This window comes from Stenotrophomonas sp. C9D9, from assembly GCF_056491205.1.
Genome location: NZ_JBSZIF010000004.1, coordinates 1,088,030 through 1,104,841, shown reverse-complemented (window position 1 = coordinate 1,104,841; position 16,812 = coordinate 1,088,030). Strand labels below are relative to the sequence as shown.

Below are 16,812 nucleotides of genomic sequence, written 5' to 3'. Positions count from 1 at the left end.
CAGGCCCGGTATTCAATTTTTCGTCAAGTTTGCCGGGGACGGCGTGCCGACCAAGGTCGGCACCCACCCGATCAGCTGTAACGCGCCTTCAGCATCGCCCATGCCGAACGCAGCGCCAGCGCTTCGCCACCGGCCGGACGGCCCGGGCGTTCGCCGTCGTTCCAGGCGTACACGTCCAGGTGCGCCCAGCGCTGGCCTTCTTCCAGGAAACGCTCCAGGTACAGCGCGGCGGTCACCGAGCCGGCCATGCGCGAACCGGCGTTGGCCAGGTCGGCGATGCCGCTGCTGAGGTAACGCAGGTAGGGGCGCCACAGTGGCATGCGCCAGACCGGGTCGCGGGTCGCGTCGCCGGCCTGCAGCCACTGCTGGGCCACGCTGTCGTCATTGCTGAAGAGCGCCGGCAGATCCGGGCCCAGTGCGATGCGTGCGGCACCGGTGAGGGTGGCGAAGTCCAGCACCAGGTCCGGCTTCTGCTCACCGGCGAAGGTCAGCGCATCGCACAGGATCACGCGGCCTTCGGCATCGGTGTTGTCGATCTCCACGCTCAGGCCCTTCCGGGTGGCGATCACTTCGCCCGGGCGGAAGGCATCCGGACCGATCGCGTTTTCCACCGCCGGCACCAGCAGGGTCAGGCGCACCGGCAGCCCGCGTGCCATCACCAAGCCGGCCAGCGCCAGTGCATGCGCGGCGCCGCCCATGTCCTTCTTCATGTTGCGCATGCCGTCGGCGGGCTTGATGTCCAGGCCGCCGGTATCGAAGCACACGCCCTTGCCGACCAGCACCAGCGCCGGATCGGTGTCCTTGCCCCAGCGCAGCACCACCAGGCGCGGTGCGCGGTGCGATGCGCGACCCACGGCGTGGATGGCCGGGAAGTTCTGCTTCAGCAGCTCATCGCCGGTGATCGCTTCGACCTGCGCGCCATGCGCATCGGCCAGGGCGCGTGCGGCGTCTTCCAGCTGCTGCGGGCCCATGTCTTCGGTCGGCGTGTTGACCCAGTCACGCACGCGCAGGCTGGCGGCGATCAGGTCTGCAACCTCGCCGGACGGTGCCGCCACCAGCTGCGCCGGTGCACGGTTGCGCTTGCGGTAACGGTCGAAGCGGTAGCTGCCCAGGCCCCAGCCCAGCTGCAGCAGGGCCAGTTCGGCGGCCGGCAGTTCGCTGGCCAGCTGCCACACGCTGCCTTCCGGCAGGGCGTGCGGGGCATGCGCATAGCTGTAGGCATCACCACGATCACCCACACCCATCACCGCACCGGCCAGGCCATCGCTGCCGGGCAGCAGGGCCACGCTGTGCGCGCCGGCGGTGAAGCCCTGCGACGCCAGCCAGGCCTGGGTGGCGGCCGGCTGGCCGTCCTTCCAGGCCGCGAACTGCTCGCGGTCCAGCACGTACAGCGGCAGCGCTGCGGCGGTGTCGGTGGTGAAGCCAGTGATCTCGCTCATGCGTCAGGTACTCCGGGGTGCGGCGGCGTCGAGGTTGGCATCCAACCAGTCGGCCAGGCCGGTGAGGGTGTCGAACTGCAGGTCCGGCTGCAGGTGCGGATGGGTCCAGGTGGCTGCTTCGCGGTTGATCCAGCACCCGCGCAGGCCGGCGGCGATCGCCCCGGCCACGTCCATCTCGGCATGGTCGCCGACATGCAGTACCTGTGCCGGCGCCACACCCAGGCGGGTGCAGGCGGCGTGGAAGATGCTTGCCTCGGGCTTGGCTGCGCCGTGCTCGCGCGCGCCCAGCTGGAAGGCGAAATGATGGGCCAGGCCGATCCGCTCCAGATCGGCATTGCCGTTGCTCAGCGCTGCCACCGGCACCCGCGCGGCAATCCGCGCCAACGCATCGATCGCATCGGGGTAGCACTCGACCTGGTTGCGTGCGGCGTAAAACACTTCATACGCCGGTTCCAGCAGATCGAGACTGGCGCCGCTGCCGTGCAGGGCTTCGTGCAGGGTCAGCCGGCGCAGCGCGCTCAGGTCGTGGTGGAGGTGCGGATGGGCGTGGTACAGGCGCTCGCGCAGTTCGCGCATGGCCGCCACCGGATACATCTCGGCGGTGGCGGGGCTGTGTTCACGCATCCACGCGTGCAGGACCAGGTCGATGCGGGCGCCGATCGGAGCGAACGGCCACAGCGTGTCGTCAAGGTCGAGAGTGATGGCTTGGACGGGAAAATTCACCCCGCCATTCTACGCCTGCCCGCGCGGGCTTTCATTCCAGCAGGCGTGCCCAGCCCTGCATGCCGTCCAGCCGTGCCAGCACCAGCTTGATGCAGACCAGCAGCGGCACCGCCAGCAGCAGGCCGATCATGCCCCAGGCCCAGCCGAACACCATCAGCGCCAGGATCAGCACCAGCGGCGACAGCTTCATCCGCCGGCCCAGCACGATCGGGGTCACCATCTGCCCTTCCAGGGTGTGCAGGGCCAGGTAGGCAGCGGCCGGCAGCAGGGCCTGCAGCGGGTCGCGGAATTCCACGAAGCCCATCAACAGCATCAATGCCACGCCGATCAGTGGGCCCACGTACGGGGCGAAATTCAGCAGTGCAGCCACGGTGCCCCACAGCAAGGCTTCCTGCAGGCCGATGCCGAACAGCATCAGCACGCCGGCGAACACCAGCCCGACCAGGGTGTTGATGACGCTGATGGTCAGCACATAGCGCGAGACCTCCCGCTCGATCGAACGCAGGATGTCGGTGGTGAAACGCTGCTGCTGGCGGTTCGGGAACAGCGCGATCGCTGCGCGCTGCAGGCTCTGCCCGTAGATCATGAAGAACAGGGTCAGCAGCACCACCGCCAGCACCGACGCGGCCAGGCGCGGCGCACGGGTCAGCATGCGGTACGGATCGTCCAGCTGGGTGCGGATCACCTGCACCTTGTGGTTGCTGTCACCGCCGGCCACGCGGGCGAAGTTTTCCGCGGCCTGGTTGGCCTGCTGCACCGGCTTGGTCAGGTCCTGCACCTGACGGGCCACTTTGCGCAGCTGCTGCGGTGCTTCCTGCGCCCATTCCATCGCCGGGCCGATCAACTGCACCGCCAGCGAACCGGTCACGCCCAGGCCCGCACCGAGGATCAGCAGGGCGCCCAGTGCGCGCGGAATCCACAGCTTCTGCAGCAGGCGCAGGATCGGGTTGCCGACCAGTGCGAAGAACATCGCCAGCAGCACCGGCAGGATGATGTCCTGCGCGGCCCACAGCGTGTAGCCCACCGCCAGGGTTGCCAGCACCACCAGCGACATCGGCCCGCGCGGGCGCGAGGGGGGCGGCAGCGGCGCTTCCGCATCCTGCGGATCGGCCGGTGACGGGGACAGGAGGGACTCGCTCATCGACGCACCAACCGGGAAGGGGAGCGCATTATCCGCCGGCCGCGATCGGCGCGGCGGATTCCGTGGATCAACGTTCGGACAGCTCGGTGGCCGCTTCGGCCGGGCGCGGTTCGCGCAGTTCCGGTTCGGGTTCCGGTCGCGGTGTGGGCCGTGCGTCGGAAGCGGAGGCCGCCGCCTGTGCCTGTTCGCTGGCATCGTCGGCTTCTTCGGCCGCGTCGTCGGCGCTGGCTGCCGCCTGCGCCGCCATCGCCGTGGCGAACGCCGCCTGTGCACTGGCGAACAGATTCGAGACCGAACCGACCATCTGCAGCCAGCGGGCACCGTTGACCTTGCCCGGCACTTCCAGCTTGCCGGCAATAAAGCCACCGGCCAGGCCGACCACCACGATGCGCAGCGGCGACCAGCCCTGTCGCCAGACCTGGCTGAGCGTGGACCAGTGGTCCTGGGTCTCGACCAGGCGCACGGTCACCACCTGTTCGCAGCGTTTCACCCGCCGCTGCAGCGCACCGAACTTCATGGCTTGCCCTCCGGCAACTGCACATCGGCATCGGGGTCATCTTCGCTGGGCTCGTCGAACAGGCCCAGGCGTGACAGCTGGCGCCGGGTGGCGTGCATGCCGGTGTGGTGGAAGAAGTAGGACACCCGCCAGATCGCATAGCCGGTGACGGCCAGGCTCAGCAACGAGGTGATCAGCAGCGCCTGCAGCCAGCTCAGGCCCCAGCTCTGCAGCAGGGCGATGAGGGTGGCGGCCATCAGCAACCACGCCGACGCACCGAACACGATCGCCACGCCGGCCCAGGCCAGCGCACGACCGAACGCGCTGCGTGCCAGCGCGAAGTCGGCCGAGGCCAGGCGGCGCAGCGACCGCAGTGAATGCTTGGCCGAATCGGCAGCGGCACGACCGGCCGCGCCGACCTGGCGGATGCTCTCATCCAGCGGCGGGGTGGCCGCCGGATCAGGGGCTTGCGCGTTGTCTTCGCTCACGCCGCGGCTTACTTGTCGCTGCTGCCGCGGGCCAGCTTGGCAATGATCCAGCCGGCAGCGAAGGCGACGCCGAACGAGGCCAGCGGACGCTCACGGATCAACTCGGCAGCGCTGTCGATCAGGTCCTTGCCCTTGTCCATCAACGCGTCGACCTGTTCCTTGGCAGCGGCACCACCGAATTCGGCGGCGGCCAGGCCAGACAGCGCGCTGTCGGACAGTTCGGCCTTGACGTTGGCCTTGCCGATGCGCAGTTCGTCGGTCGCGGCACCGGTTGCGCCCTTGATCGCACCGCCGGCGGCCGTGGCGGCCTGCTTCAGGTGGGAACCGGCTTCACCCAGGTGTTCCTTCAGGTTCTCGGTATTGGTGGGGCTCATCGAATCACTCCTGTTGCGATGGGGGAACGGGTGTCGGCGGTGCCGACCTGGACTGACAGCAATAGCATTGCCGGGGTATAGGGGGTGTTACGGCAGGGCGATCAGCGCATCACGAGCTGGCCCTGCTGCTGGCCATTGTTGCGCAGCACGCGCACCACCAGGGTCGGCGGGCGTTGCTGGAAATTGGCTCGCCAGCTGGCCAGGTCGGCGAATTCACCCACGGTGGCGTCGGTGATGATGTCGCCCTGCTGCAGGCCGTTGGTCGCCGCGCGGCTGCCGCGCTTGACCTCGCTGACCAGCACGCCGCCGACACCCGACTGCCGCAGCGACTCGGGCAGGTCGACGAAGGTGGCACCGGTCAGCCGCGGGTCCAGGCTCTCGCCGGTGACCGCACGCGCCTGTTCCTTCAGCGTGGCCTTGATCTGCAGCGGCTTGCCTTCGCGGCGGACGTCCAGCGCCAGCGGGCTGCCGACCGCGGCCAGGCCTTCCACGTTGTGCAGGGCTTCGGCGCTGTCCACGCGCTGGCCGTTGGCCGAGACCACCACGTCGCCCGGCTTCAGCCCGGCCGCAGCAGCGGCCGAACCGGCCAGCACGCGGGTGATCAGCGCACCCCGCGTTTCGCCCAGGCCCAGCCCCTGCGCGATCTGCGCGGTCAGGTTCTGGCTCTCCACGCCCAGCGTGCCGCGCACCACCACGCCGTGCTTGACCAGCTGGTCGACCACGCTGCGCGCCAGGTTGGACGGAATCGCCAGGCCCAGGCCGATGTTGCCGGCCATGCTGCCCTGCGGGTTGAAGCTGGCGGTATTGATGCCGACCAGCTGGCCCTGCAGGTCGACCAGCGCACCACCGGAGTTGCCCGGGTTGATCGATGCATCGGTCTGGATGAAGTTCTGGTAGCCCAGGCCACGGATGCCGCTGCGGCCCACCGCCGAGACGATGCCCGAGGTGACCGTCTGGCTGAAGCCGAACGGGTTGCCGATGGCCACCACGAAGTCGCCCACCCGCAGCTGGTCGCTGTTGCCGAGCTTGATGTCGGTCAGGTTCTGCGCCGGGATGCGGATCAGCGCGATGTCGGTATCACGGTCCGAACCGAGGAACTCGGCCTTCACCGTGCGCCCATCGGCCAGTGTCACCTGCACGTCATCGGCGTTCTCGATGACATGGTGGTTGGTCAGCACCAGGCCTTCCTTGGCGTCGATGATCACGCCCGAGCCGAGCGATTCGTTGATGCGTTCCTGCGGAATGTCCGGGAACAGGCGGCGGAAGAACGGGTCGTTGAAGAAGGGGTTGCGTACGCGCACCACCTGCTTGGTGTTGACGCTGACCACTGCCGGCATCGCCTTTTCCAGCATCGGCGCCAGCGACGGCACCGCCTGCCCGGCCACCGCGGCCGGCAACGCGGCCGTGGTCGGCAGCACCGCTGGCAGCGGTGCTGCGTCGGCACGGTTGTCCAGGTGGGCATTGATGCCGGTGGCAACGAAGCCACCGAAGGCGGCGGCGATTGCGAGCGTGAGCAGGGTGGGAAGCGGTCGCATGGGAGTCGGTTCGCTGGCGTGGGTGGGGGCGGTTCGGCCCTACGGTAAAACAAGCTGAATGAGTGTGTCGCGATCTGGATAAATGCGCCATGAAAACCGCAGGCCGAAGAAGGCGGGTGCGGAGGCTGGCAGCAAGGCTGTGGCGACACCCGCACAGGCGACGCCTGCATCACCGAAGACGATCGCTGGGCGCGCGGACACAGACCGATACTTGCGCAGTTCCGCGCAACCGGGTGCCGCAATGCGCCACAACACGCATCGGATGCCGCATCCATGCAACGGCACGCAACGGCCATCTTCGACCACGCGGTGGATGTGGCGTAGTCCTTAAAAAAAGGGGTTTCCTGTGAACCCGCCGCTCCTGCGGCAGTGGTGGGCTACACCATGGCCGTCGCATCAGATGCGATTGCTGGCGCGTGCCCCGTTCCACGATCGTCAATGTCGGTATAGCATCGCCCCGTTTTGATACTTAAGGCCCCCAGGAGGGCAACATGAGCAACGGTAATGGTGTGTCGGTCGTGACCGACGCCGTCGAGAACGTCAAAGAAGCCGCCACCAACGTTGGCGAGACCATCGCCCACGCTGCCGAAGACGCCGTGAAGTCGGTCAAGAAGACCGTCAAGCGCGCCACCAAGGCTGCCGGTACCCGCGTTGCCAAGGCCAAGAAGGCTGTGGCCAAGGTCGAGAAGACCGTTGCCAAGAAGGCCGAGAAGGCCGCCAAGTCGGTCGGCAAGACCGTTGCCAACGCCAAGAAGAAGCTGGAAGCGGCCAAGAAGAACGCCAAGGCCGAAGCCGCTGCCCTGAAGAAGGAAGTGGCCAAGAAGAAGGCCGCTGCCGGCAAGGCTGTGACCAAGAAGGCCGCTGCCGCCAAGAAGACCACCAAGGCCGCCACCAAGGCTGCCGGCAAGAAGGTCGCCACCGTGAAGAAGGCCGCCACCAAGAAGGCCGTCGTCGCGAAGAAGACCGTTGCCAAGAAGACCGTTGCCAAGAAGACCGCGGCCGCCAAGAAGGTGGTCGGCAAGAAGGTCGCTACCGCCAAGAAGGCCGTGGCCAAGAAGACCGTCGCCGCCAAGAAGGTCGCTGGCAAGAAGGCCGTGGCTGCGAAGAAGGTTGTCGGCAAGAAGGTTGCCGCCACCAAGAAGGTCGCCACCAAGAAGACTGCGGCCGCCAAGAAGGTGGTCGGCAAGAAGGCTGCTGTCGCCAAGAAGGCCGTCGGCAAGAAGACCGCCGCTGCCAAGAAGGTTGTCGGCAAGAAGGCCGCCGTCGCCAAGAAGGCGGTGGGCAAGAAGGTTGCCGCCACCCGCAAGACGGTCGCCAAGAAGGCTGCGCCGCTGAAGAAGGTCGCCGCCAAGAAGGCTCCGGCCAAGAAGGCCGTGCGCAAGGTCGCCAAGCGCAAGTAATCGCGCCGCGACCGAAGGCCCTGCCACCCCACCGGGTGGTGGGGCCTTTCGCGTTTCTGGGGCAAGATGCAGGTTCTTCCTGCAGGAGCCCCGGGCATGCGTGGTATCGACTTCAGTTCCTGGCAGGGCGTGCTGTCCACGTTGGCCGGCCTGGTCCTGATCACCCTGCTGGGCGTGGGCATCCGCCTGCTGGTGATGCAGACCCTGCAGCAGCGCCGCGAGCGCGAGAACCGGCAGATCAATGAACGGCTGCGCACGCTGATGGCCGCCTACAAGACGCTGGGCGGTTCGTTCACTGGAGAACTGGGCGTGGATCCCAGCCATCGCCGTGACCTGCGCCAGCGCGAAGATGCCGAAGGCATCGCCGAGCCGCGCTCGGACCGTGCGCGGCGCATCCGCGATGCGGTCGAGGCCGCGCTGTCGGACATCCTGCTGCTGGGCACCGACGAACAGGTACGGCTGGCCGCGCGCGCGGCCAATGAACTGGCGCAGGGGCGACCGGTGCACACCCATGACCTGGTGGTCTCGCTGCGCGATTTCGTGCGCGAAGCACTGGACCTCGCCCCGATTCCGGCCGACCTGCAGATTCCTCCGCAGGGGCCGACCCGGCCCGGTGCCAGCGGCGGCGGCAAGGGCCGCAACGACGGCGATGCCAAGGGCGGCCGTGCGGGTGGAGGCGGCGGTGGCGGCGGAATGGGGGCCGGCATGGGCGGCATGGGCCTGGGGGCCGGCGCCGCACTGGGCGCCGGCCATGCCGCTGCCAGCGATGACACGGACGCGCGCTGAGCGCGTCCGCCGGGTTCAGCGCGTCAGCTCGTAGAGCGGCACGAAGCCGCCGTAGATCATCCGCGCGCCGTCGAACGGCATCGGATTCTTCGCTGGATCAAACCGCGGGTCCTCCATCATCTTCTGCATGCCGGCGTCGCGGGTCGGCTTGTCCGGCCATTCGATCCAGGAAAACACCACCGTCTCATCCGGCGTGGCTTTCACCGCGCCGAAGAAATCGGTGGTCTTGCCGTGCGGTACGTCATCGCCCCAGCACTCGACCACGCGCAGCGCGCCGTACTCGATGAAAACGGGATCCCCAGTGCGTGCGTGGGCGAGGAACTTCTCCTTGTTGGCGGTGGGTACCGCCAGGACGAAACCATCGATGTAGCTCATTGCCTGCCTCCGGATGGACCGCGCCGCATGCACGGCCTTCAAGTACACGACGAACCAGCGCGTCAGGGATCGACATCCCGCGCGCGCCTGTTCAGCCCGGGCCACCGGGCAGCGGCGCCAGCACCGTCTCCGGCGGCTCCCGGCCGGCCAGGTGACGCACGAAGTAGTCCCACATGCGGTGCGTGTAGGTGGCGTCGTTGCGGAACAGCTCGTGGTCCTGCCGGGCCAGGTACAGCAGGTCGTAGCGGCGCTGGGCCGTGTTGAGGGCCGCAGCCAGCTGCAGGGTCAATGCCGGTGGTGCGTTCTCGTCCAGTTCACCGTAGACCAGCAGCAGATGCCCGCGCAGGTTGCCGGCCAGCGCTGCATTGTCGAGTCCGGCAAAGGGCACCGGCACGCCATCGGCCATGGCCGTGGCCGGCAGCACGCCCCGAACAGCCGATCCATGCCGTGCAGCGCGCCGCCGTACATGCCCTGGAAGTTGTGGCTGCCGGCAGAAGCCACGCCCACCTTGTAGAACGCCGGGTAGCGCAGCAGGGCGCGCGCGGCGCTGTAGCCGCCGAATGAATGCCCGTAGATGCCGACCCGCTGCAGATCGATGCCCCGGTAGCGTTCACCCAGCTGGCGCAGTGCAGCCACGTGGTCATCCAGCTGCACATCGGCAGCGTGCAGGAAGCTGCTGTCATGGAACGCCTTGTCACGGCCGCCGGTGCCGCGCGCATCGATGCTGACCACCACGAAGCCCAGTTCGGCCAGGCTGGCGCGCGAGACGGGATTCAACGCCGATACGGCTTCGGCATAGGTCACCGGCGCATTGCTGATGAAGGCACCGCCGTACATCGCATCGATCACCGGGAAGCTGCCGTCATCGCGATAGTCGCGGGGCAGGTAGACGGTGGCGAAGATCGGCGTGTGCCCGTCGGCGGCCAACAGGCGTTCGCGCCGCGGTGGGCGCCAGCCAGCGGCAATCACCGCGTGGTGGTCCGCCTCTTCCACCACCATCACTTCGCGGCCATCATCGCTGGCACGCAGCACGGTGCGCGGCGGCTGCACGAGGCTGGAGACGGTATCCACCAGATAGCCCCCATGCGGCGACAGTGCCTGCGGCGCGCGTCCCCCGAACAGCGCACCGGTGCCGGCATCGGCCAGATGGTCGCTGCCATCGGCAGCCAGGCGCTGCACCGGTCCGCCGCGCAGCGGAACCCGGTACAGGCCGCGCACGTAGGGATCGCCGCCCTCGACACCGCCGGCGCTGAAATACGCCCAGCCGTGTGCAACGTCCACGCCCAGCAGGTCACGCACCGCCCAACGGCCACGCGTGAGCTGGCGCAGCACCTTGCCGTCGGACAGGCGCACCCGGTACAGATGGCCCCAGCCATCGCGCTGCGAGAACCACACGGCCGTGTCCTGCCCGGGCAGGATCGCCACCGCTGGCCGGTTGTACGAATACACGTTGAGCTGCAGGCGGGTATCGCTGGCCTCCTCCAGCACGGTGCGCAGTGCACCGCTGCTGGCCTCGATCTCCACCAGGCGCAAGCGCCGTGGCGCGCCGAAGTGCGCGATCACGGCATACAGGCGGCCACCGTCCCAGCCCAGGATGCCGGCCTCGCTCAGGATGTTCCAGCCTTCGGGCAGCGTGATGTCGTGCTGCCGGCCGCTGCGGGTATCGACCACATACAGGCTGTCGCGTACCTGTTGTGCGTCGCCCAGCAGCCCCAGCTTCACCGTATGCACGCGTGGGCGCGCGCTGTTGGCCGGCGTGCTTTCCAGATAGGGGTAGTACTGCAGTGCACGTTCGTCGTAGCGGATGCCGGCCACGTAGCGGCCGTCCGGTGACCAGCCGACCGCGAACGGCCGTGCCGGCATCCGGCCCTGGCGGCGTGGAATACCGCGCAGGGTGAAGTCCGGCAGTACGCCATAACCATGGCCGGGTTCACCGCCGGTGGTCAGCCCTCGTGCTGCCATTCCGGGCGACTGCAGCCACAGATTGTGGTCGCGCATCTGCAGCCAGGCATCGCCAGCGGGCGAAGGCAGTGCATCTGCCGGCGGCATTGCATCCTGCGACCGCACGCAGTGCCAGCGTGGCCATTGGCAGTCGATCGGCATCTCACCGCTGAAACGCAGGCGCAGGCCATCACCCATCACCTGCACGCTGGCCAGGCGCAGGCGTGGCCCGCTGGCTCCGAAGGGCGCAACCACAGTGTCCAGTACGGCCGGCTCGAACAGGATCTGGCGGGTGGCCTGTGCTGGATCGACCAGGACCGCCTGGCGTCGGCCCTGCGTATCTTCGCGTTCGTACCAGAAGCGGCCATCGGCCAACCAGTTCGGCACGATCGAGGCATTGCGCAGTGCACCGCGCAGATGGCTGTCGTGCACGCGTTCGGCGCGCTGGTAGTCGGCGGGCTGCAGCGGCTGCGCCGATGCGATGGAAAACACGCCGGTGAAGGCCAGGATGGCGGCGCAGAACGGGAACCGCAGCGGGGCAGGCACGTGCAAGGCAACCTCCTGTTGCAATCGTCGGCGGGGTTCATATGCACGCGCGCCGCGCGCGTATGCCAGACGCAGCCTGAATCAAGGCAAAAAATTCAGCAATGCGAAGACTGCTGTTTTCAGGGAGCGTTGTGGCGAATAACGGAGAATTTACATTCCCGATGCGATGGCGCCCTGGCGCTGCTGCACACCATAAGAAAGTAAAGGTGTACCCCCATGAAGAATTCGCTGATTGCTCTGGCCCTGGCCGCTGCCCTGCCGTTCACCGCCTCGGCTGCTGAGAACCTGTCCTACAACTACGCCGAAGCCGACTACGCCAAGACCGACGTCGATGGCATCAAGGCGGATGGCTGGGGCGTGAAGGGTTCCTACGGCTTCCTGCCGAACTTCCACGCCTTCGGCGAATACAGCCGCCAGGAAATCGACCACACCAACCTGAAGGTTGACCAGTGGAAGATCGGTGCCGGCTACAACGTTGAAATCGCTCCGAGCACCGACTTCGTTGCCCGCGTTGCCTACCAGAAGTTCGACCCGAAGCACGGTCTGGACTTCAACGGCTACAGCGCTGAAGCCGGTATCCGCACTGCCTTCGGCGCCCACGCCGAGGTCTACGGCATGGTCGGCTACGAAGACTACGCCAAGAAGCACGGCGTCAATCCGGATGGCCAGTGGTACGGCCGCCTGGGCGGTCAGGTCAAGCTGAACCAGAACTGGGGCCTGAACGGCGAGCTGAAGATGAACCGCCACGGCGACAAGGAATACACCGTCGGCCCGCGCTTCAGCTGGTAACTGCTGCCCCGGCGCGATTCCGCGCTGGAGACGCTCCAACAGGCCCGGCATTTGCCGGGCCTGTTGCATTTGCGCCGTGGCAAACCGGAATGCCATCTGACTGGCGGGCTGCGCGGGCCCGGCATTGCAAGGAATTGGATTCCGCCGCTGCGGGCACCGACCTACGGTGGATGTCCCATGTTGCCTGGACATGCCGCGATGCCACCGACCCTCACGCCCCTGCTGGCTGATCGGCCACGACGCCTGGCGTTGCTGGACCCGCACCCGGTGCTGCGGTTGGGGGTGGAAGTGCTGCTGCGCCAGCACAGTGGCGTGCAGGTGCGGGTAAGCCTGTCCAGCGAGGCGCACCTGCTGCAGCTGCTGGCGCGCAGCCCGGCATGTGTCGACCTGCTGCTGATCGATGCGTTGCCGATGGGTGACCTGGGTGATGGATTGGCCCTGTTGCGCGTGCTGTCGCAGCGCTGGCCGGCGCTGCCGGTGCTGGTGCTCTCGGCGCACTGCAATGCCAGCACGGTGGCCACCGCGATGCGTGCCGGTGCGCGCGGCTTCCTGTCCAAGTCGACGCCACCGGACCTGTTGCTGCGCGCCATTGATGTGGTCGCCCGGGGAGGGCGCTTCGTGCCACCGGAGCTGCGCGCGGAACTGAACCTGCCGCGCACGCGTGCACGCAGAATGCCGGCCCCGGCACTGGCGCCGTTGAGCCAGCGCGAACGTGAAGTGCTCGGGCTGGTGCTGAAAGGGGTCAGCACCAGCGAAATGGCCCTGCGATCGGGGCGTTCGGCCAGCACGATCAGCTCGCAGAAAACCTCGGCCTACCGCAAGCTTGGCATCCGCGGAGACGGTGACCTGTTCCGCTTCCGCCACCTGCTGGAATGCGGATGAGCGGCGTTACTCGCCCTGGTACTGCTTCTCTTCCACCAGTGCCGAACCAGCCACGCGGTTGATCTCGTTCTTCACCTGCACGCGCTCGCCATTGGTGCCATAGACACCGCGTGCCAGCTGGATGAACGCCTCGTCGAACACCTGGGCCGCTTCCTTGTCGCGCAGCTGGTCCTGGATGTCCCACATGCGCTCGTTGATCGCCTTCAGCTGCTGCTGCAGCGCGGCCAGCGCCGGCTGTGCCTGCAGCTGCTGCTGCAACAGGGGCAGCAGGCCGTCCAGCTCGGTGCGCACGTTGGCCAGCTTGGCGGCATCATCGATGCGCTCGGCCTTGATCTGGAGAATGGTGATCTTGTCGATCAGCTCGCCGATCGATACCGGGGTCAGGATGGCGTCCACGCGGTTGGTTCCTGGAAACAAGGCGCCATGATACCGCGCCGTTGGCGCGTGGCCCCGATCCACGGGATTTACGCCGAATTTGCGCCGCGGGCCGGGCGGCACCCTCGATCCGTTACGGCCACGCACTGGACACTGCCGTCCCGGCGGTGCGACCGCCTTCGACGAGGAACACAGTGCAGTGAACAGCAAGGGGATGATGGCGGCGGTGGTGGCCGCCCTGGCAGGGCTGCTTGGCATGGGCAGCGCGCAGGCACAGGTGCAGGTCAGTGGCAGTGCTGCATTGACCAGCGATTACGTGTGGCGCGGCAGCTCGCAGAGCGATGGTGACCCGGCGGTGCAGGCCGGCGCGAAGATCTCGATCCCGTCGGGCTGGTATGCCAGCGTCTGGGGTTCCAACGTTTCGTTCAAACCGGACAATGGCGCGCGCAGCGAGTTCGACCTGGTGGCGGGCTGGTCCGGCGCGCTGGCACCGGACTGGACACTGGACGCCAACCTGACCCGCTACATGTATCCGGGTACCGGCCGTGCGCTGGACTGGACCGAACTCAACACCACCGTGACCTGGAAGCAGCGCGCCTGGCTGCAGGTCGCGCATTCCAACGATGCGCTGGCCGGTGGCCATCGCGGAACCTATGCCCAGCTGGGCGTGCGTGTGCCGCTGCACGAACGCGTCCGCCTGGAAGCAGCGGTGGGCCAGTACTGGCTGGCCACCGCGCAGGGCCCGGACTACCTGCATGGCCAGCTCAGTGCCATTGCCACGCTGGCGCCGGCATGGGAGCTGCGCGCCACCGTGCATGACACCGACAACGCGGCCAAGCGCCTGTTCCCCGGCAATGCCGGTGGACGGTGGGAGCTGGCACTGCAGGGCAGCTTCTAGTTCGACGACACCGCCTGGCGCGCACGCAGCGCGCCAGGCAGCCACAGCAGCAGGGCCAGCACGGCCACTGTGGCACCCGCCACGCAGACGCCGGTCCAACCGTAGCGCTGGTAGACCTGCGCCGACAGCAGCGAACCCAGCGAACCGCCGATGAAGTAGCCGGTCATGTAGCCGGCATTGAGCCGGTTGCGTGCCGCCGGTTGCAGTGCGTAGATCAGGTTCTGGTTGCTGACGTGCAGCAGCTGTGCGGCCAGGTCCAGCACCACCACGCCAACCAGCAGCGCCAGCAGCGAGTGGGCCGACAGCCCCAGTGGCAGCCACGACAGGAGCAACAGCACCAGCGCGATGGCGGTGGCACGACCGGTCTGGCCACGGTCGGACATGCGCCCGGCCAGGCCCGCAGCCAGCGTGCCGGCGGCACCGACCAGCCCGAACAGGCCGATGGTGGCATCGCTGTAGGCGTAGGGTGGCTGCGCCAGCAGGAACGCGAGCGGGGTCCAGAAGATCGCGAACATGGCGAAGCTGCAGGCGCCCAGCAGGGTGCGCTGGCGCAGCACCGGCTCCTGCACGAACAGCACGCCGATCGAGCGCAGCAATGCGAAGTAGCCGAGGCCGGCACTGTGGTGGAATCGCGGCAGGCCGCGCTGCAATGCCAGTGCGGTCAGCACCAGGGTGCCGGCAGCGATCGCATACACCAGGCGCCAGTCACCCAGGCTGGAAAGCAGGCCGGCCACGGTACGCGCCAGCAGGATGCCCAGCAGCAGGCCACTCATCAAGGTGCCGACCACGCGGCCACGATGTTCCGGCGCGGCCAGCGTGGCGGCGAATGGCACCAGTACCTGTGCCACCACCGAAAACAGGCCGGTGATCGCGGTGCCCACCAGCAACCAGGCCAGCGACGGTGCGCAGGCGCTGATCACCAGGCCGCCAGCTGACAGCAGGCTCATCACCACGATCAGGCGGCGGCGTTCGAACAGGTCACCCAGCGGCACCAGCAGGATCAGTCCGGCGGCGTAGCTCAGCTGCGCGGCGGTGACCACCATGCCGACCTGGCCGAACGGCACGCCGAAGGCATCGGCGATGGTGTGCAGCAGCGGTTGCGCATAATAGTTGCTGGCCACGGCCACGCCGGTGGCGACCGACATCAGCAGCACCTGCCAGCGGTGCAGAGGGGGGAGGGACGGGCTCACGCGGTGTTCCAGGAAGCGGGGTGCACAGTGTCCGCCTGCTGCGGTCATGATGGAAATGAATCATCATCATCCCTGTCATCTGAAAATGAGATGGTTGCGTGAATCTCAAGCAGCTCGAATTCGCCGTGGCGCTGGCCGAAGAGGGCAATTTCACCCGTGCCGCCGAGCGCTGCCACGTGGTGCAGTCCGCGCTCAGCCACCAGATCGCCCATCTTGAACAGGAACTGGGCACAACGCTGTTCGAGCGCCTGCCACGCCAGGTGCGGGCCACCGCCGCCGGCGAGGCGCTGCTGGTGCACGCACGCCAGGTGCTGGCCAGCCTGCGCCATCTGCGTGCCGACGTGGCTGCCGTCAGTGGCGAGGTGCGCGGGTTGCTGGCGATCGGGCAGATCTCCTCGCTGACCGACATTGATGTGGTGGCGATGCTGGCGGCCTTCCAGCAGGCGCACCCGCAGGTGGAGTTCCAGTTGCGGGTGGACAAGAGCGAGGATCTGATCGCGCAGGTGCAGTCACGTGCGCTGGACGTGGCGCTGGTCGGTCTGGCGCCGTCGGCAGCGCTGGACGGTGTCTGTCACCGCATGCTGCAGGAGGAGGATCTGGTGGCGGTGCTGGCGCCATCGCATCCGCTGGCCGGGTGCGAACGGTTGCCCTTGACCGCGCTGCAGGATGAAGCGCTGGTCGACTTCCCGCGCGGCACCGGTGCGCGCCGGCAGACCGATGATGCCTTCGCCGCCGCGGGGCTGCCGCACACGGTGCGTTTCGAGGTCAACCTGATGGAACTGGTCGAGCGCTTCGTCCGCCATGGGCTGGCAGTCGGCATCGTGCCGGCGTTGATCGCCGAAGGCTTCCGGGGCGTGGTGCAGATTCCACTGCAGCCGACCCCGACCCGGCGCGTGCACCTGGTCTGGCAGCGGCTGCCGACGCCGGCCGCGCGCGCCTTCGTCGAGGCCGTGCTCAGCCGCGCAGGCGCAGGCTCAGGCCCTTGAGGAAGTTGCGCAGCATCTGGTCCAGGCAGCGCCGGTAGTTGGCGTGGCCGGGCTGGCGGAACAGCGCGCCGACTTCCGACTTGGACACGTTGAAGCCGGCGCTGGCGAAGATCTCCATCAGGTCCACGTCGCGCAGCTGGAAGGCCACGCGCAGCTTCTTCAGTACCAGGTTGTTGTCGATGCGGGTTTCCACCGCACGCTGCGGCTGGCTCTCGTCGCGACCGCGCAGGTGCACGATCAGGCCGTCGAGGAAGTGGGCCAGCGCGCTGTCGTTCATCGCCTCGAAACCGGCTTCGTCCTCGCGGCGCAGCCAGGCCTTCACCTGTTCGGCATCCACGGCGAAGGCCGGGTCGGCCATCTGGCACAGGGTCACCACGTGCTGGTCACCCAGGTCCAGGGAGTAGCGCACGCTGCGCAGGACATCATTGTTGATCATGGTGCAATTGTA

The 16,812-nt window shown here is 67.7% G+C and carries 17 protein-coding genes and 1 pseudogene; 6 read left to right on the top strand and 12 right to left on the bottom strand.

Annotation, left to right across the window (positions count from 1 at the left end):
- Positions 1 to 71: 71 nt before the first annotated feature.
- The 7 genes from ACXI0D_RS10555 to ACXI0D_RS10525 all read right to left on the bottom strand — a co-directional run bounded on the left by ACXI0D_RS10555 (position 72) and on the right by ACXI0D_RS10525 (position 6,196).
- A complete protein-coding gene (locus tag ACXI0D_RS10555) occupies positions 72 to 1,439 on the bottom strand; it encodes a leucyl aminopeptidase family protein (RefSeq protein ID WP_119007289.1) in 1,368 nt (455 codons plus the stop codon).
- 3 nt (positions 1,440 to 1,442) lie between these two features.
- The gene (locus ACXI0D_RS10550; protein WP_014035679.1) at positions 1,443 to 2,162 is read right to left on the bottom strand and encodes an HAD family hydrolase; all 720 of its coding nucleotides are present in this window, start codon (positions 2,160 to 2,162) and stop codon (positions 1,443 to 1,445) included.
- A 31-nt stretch (positions 2,163 to 2,193) separates the two neighbouring features.
- Complete coding sequence (locus ACXI0D_RS10545; protein WP_049444574.1) at positions 2,194 to 3,303, bottom strand: AI-2E family transporter; 1,110 nt, start codon at positions 3,301 to 3,303, stop codon at positions 2,194 to 2,196.
- A gap of 67 nt (positions 3,304 to 3,370) precedes the next feature.
- Positions 3,371 to 3,820, bottom strand: a complete 450-nt coding sequence (locus ACXI0D_RS10540) for a hypothetical protein (RefSeq protein ID WP_049444577.1) — start codon at positions 3,818 to 3,820, stop codon at positions 3,371 to 3,373.
- On the bottom strand, positions 3,817 to 4,287 hold the full coding sequence (locus tag ACXI0D_RS10535) for a phage holin family protein (RefSeq protein ID WP_004153834.1): 471 nt from the start codon (positions 4,285 to 4,287) through the stop codon (positions 3,817 to 3,819). The genes ACXI0D_RS10540 and ACXI0D_RS10535 overlap by 4 nt, the downstream gene beginning before the upstream one ends.
- 8 nt (positions 4,288 to 4,295) lie before the next feature.
- On the bottom strand, positions 4,296 to 4,661 hold the full coding sequence (locus ACXI0D_RS10530) for a hypothetical protein (protein WP_004153835.1): 366 nt from the start codon (positions 4,659 to 4,661) through the stop codon (positions 4,296 to 4,298).
- Positions 4,662 to 4,762: 101 nt separating this feature from the next.
- Complete coding sequence (locus ACXI0D_RS10525; protein WP_014035682.1) at positions 4,763 to 6,196, bottom strand: Do family serine endopeptidase; 1,434 nt, start codon at positions 6,194 to 6,196, stop codon at positions 4,763 to 4,765.
- A gap of 491 nt (positions 6,197 to 6,687) precedes the next feature.
- Between ACXI0D_RS10525 and ACXI0D_RS10520 the strand changes: the two genes are divergently transcribed.
- The gene (locus ACXI0D_RS10520) at positions 6,688 to 7,596 is read left to right on the top strand and encodes a histone (RefSeq protein ID WP_119007286.1); all 909 of its coding nucleotides are present in this window, start codon (positions 6,688 to 6,690) and stop codon (positions 7,594 to 7,596) included.
- A 96-nt stretch (positions 7,597 to 7,692) separates the two neighbouring features.
- On the top strand, positions 7,693 to 8,382 hold the full coding sequence (locus ACXI0D_RS10515) for a hypothetical protein (RefSeq protein ID WP_119007285.1): 690 nt from the start codon (positions 7,693 to 7,695) through the stop codon (positions 8,380 to 8,382).
- Positions 8,383 to 8,397: 15 nt separating this feature from the next.
- Here the strand turns inward: ACXI0D_RS10515 and ACXI0D_RS10510 are convergent, their stop codons facing one another.
- Complete coding sequence (locus ACXI0D_RS10510) at positions 8,398 to 8,757, bottom strand: DUF1428 domain-containing protein (protein WP_014035685.1); 360 nt, start codon at positions 8,755 to 8,757, stop codon at positions 8,398 to 8,400.
- Between the two features lie 91 nt (positions 8,758 to 8,848).
- Positions 8,849 to 11,250: pseudogene (locus tag ACXI0D_RS10505) on the bottom strand (S9 family peptidase).
- A gap of 210 nt (positions 11,251 to 11,460) precedes the next feature.
- Here ACXI0D_RS10505 and ACXI0D_RS10500 point away from each other — a divergent pair.
- Together ACXI0D_RS10500 and ACXI0D_RS10495 are read left to right on the top strand one after the other, a co-directional pair.
- Positions 11,461 to 12,033 (top strand): OmpO family porin, encoded by a 573-nt coding sequence (locus ACXI0D_RS10500; protein ID WP_014035687.1) that lies wholly within the window; start codon positions 11,461 to 11,463, stop codon positions 12,031 to 12,033.
- 177 nt (positions 12,034 to 12,210) lie between these two features.
- Positions 12,211 to 12,915 carry a response regulator transcription factor gene (locus ACXI0D_RS10495; protein ID WP_119007283.1) on the top strand — a complete coding sequence of 235 codons (705 nt, stop codon included), beginning with the start codon at positions 12,211 to 12,213 and terminating at the stop codon, positions 12,913 to 12,915.
- A gap of 6 nt (positions 12,916 to 12,921) precedes the next feature.
- On the opposite strand, the gene ACXI0D_RS10490 is transcribed toward ACXI0D_RS10495, so the two are convergent.
- Positions 12,922 to 13,311, bottom strand: coding sequence for a DUF6165 family protein (locus ACXI0D_RS10490; protein ID WP_119007282.1), 390 nt, complete (start codon positions 13,309 to 13,311; stop codon positions 12,922 to 12,924).
- Positions 13,312 to 13,489: 178 nt separating this feature from the next.
- On the opposite strand from ACXI0D_RS10490, the gene ACXI0D_RS10485 reads away from it, so the two are divergent.
- Positions 13,490 to 14,188 (top strand): TorF family putative porin, encoded by a 699-nt coding sequence (locus ACXI0D_RS10485; RefSeq protein WP_119007281.1) that lies wholly within the window; start codon positions 13,490 to 13,492, stop codon positions 14,186 to 14,188.
- Here the strand turns inward: ACXI0D_RS10485 and ACXI0D_RS10480 are convergent.
- Positions 14,185 to 15,333 carry an MFS transporter gene (locus ACXI0D_RS10480; RefSeq protein ID WP_343124478.1) on the bottom strand — a complete coding sequence of 383 codons (1,149 nt, stop codon included), beginning with the start codon at positions 15,331 to 15,333 and terminating at the stop codon, positions 14,185 to 14,187. The genes ACXI0D_RS10485 and ACXI0D_RS10480 overlap by 4 nt on opposite strands.
- 143 nt (positions 15,334 to 15,476) lie before the next feature.
- Here ACXI0D_RS10480 and ACXI0D_RS10475 point away from each other — a divergent pair, with 143 nt between their 5' ends.
- Positions 15,477 to 16,364 (top strand): LysR family transcriptional regulator, encoded by an 888-nt coding sequence (locus tag ACXI0D_RS10475; RefSeq protein WP_049444591.1) that lies wholly within the window; start codon positions 15,477 to 15,479, stop codon positions 16,362 to 16,364.
- Here ACXI0D_RS10475 and ACXI0D_RS10470 read toward each other — a convergent pair.
- A complete protein-coding gene (locus ACXI0D_RS10470) occupies positions 16,333 to 16,800 on the bottom strand; it encodes a YehS family protein (RefSeq protein ID WP_107231535.1) in 468 nt (155 codons plus the stop codon). The two genes, ACXI0D_RS10475 and ACXI0D_RS10470, sit on opposite strands and share 32 nt — an antisense overlap.
- Positions 16,801 to 16,812 lie beyond the last annotated feature (12 nt).

What these genes read in the sequence shown, in the direction of transcription:
- ACXI0D_RS10555 (WP_119007289.1), bottom strand. Translation starts at nt 1,439, where the DNA reads ATGAGCGAGATCACTGGCTTCACCACCGACACCGCCGCAGCGCTGCCG.
- ACXI0D_RS10545 (WP_049444574.1), bottom strand. Translation starts at nt 3,303, where the DNA reads ATGAGCGAGTCCCTCCTGTCCCCGTCACCGGCCGATCCGCAGGATGCG.
- ACXI0D_RS10540 (WP_049444577.1), bottom strand. Translation starts at nt 3,820, where the DNA reads ATGAAGTTCGGTGCGCTGCAGCGGCGGGTGAAACGCTGCGAACAGGTG.
- ACXI0D_RS10530 (WP_004153835.1), bottom strand. Translation starts at nt 4,661, where the DNA reads ATGAGCCCCACCAATACCGAGAACCTGAAGGAACACCTGGGTGAAGCC.
- ACXI0D_RS10525 (WP_014035682.1), bottom strand. Translation starts at nt 6,196, where the DNA reads ATGCGACCGCTTCCCACCCTGCTCACGCTCGCAATCGCCGCCGCCTTC.
- ACXI0D_RS10520 (WP_119007286.1), top strand. Translation starts at nt 6,688, where the DNA reads ATGAGCAACGGTAATGGTGTGTCGGTCGTGACCGACGCCGTCGAGAAC.
- ACXI0D_RS10515 (WP_119007285.1), top strand. Translation starts at nt 7,693, where the DNA reads ATGCGTGGTATCGACTTCAGTTCCTGGCAGGGCGTGCTGTCCACGTTG.
- ACXI0D_RS10510 (WP_014035685.1), bottom strand. Translation starts at nt 8,757, where the DNA reads ATGAGCTACATCGATGGTTTCGTCCTGGCGGTACCCACCGCCAACAAG.
- ACXI0D_RS10500 (WP_014035687.1), top strand. Translation starts at nt 11,461, where the DNA reads ATGAAGAATTCGCTGATTGCTCTGGCCCTGGCCGCTGCCCTGCCGTTC.
- ACXI0D_RS10495 (WP_119007283.1), top strand. Translation starts at nt 12,211, where the DNA reads ATGTTGCCTGGACATGCCGCGATGCCACCGACCCTCACGCCCCTGCTG.
- ACXI0D_RS10480 (WP_343124478.1), bottom strand. Translation starts at nt 15,333, where the DNA reads ATGTCGGTCGCCACCGGCGTGGCCGTGGCCAGCAACTATTATGCGCAA.
- ACXI0D_RS10470 (WP_107231535.1), bottom strand. Translation starts at nt 16,800, where the DNA reads ATGATCAACAATGATGTCCTGCGCAGCGTGCGCTACTCCCTGGACCTG.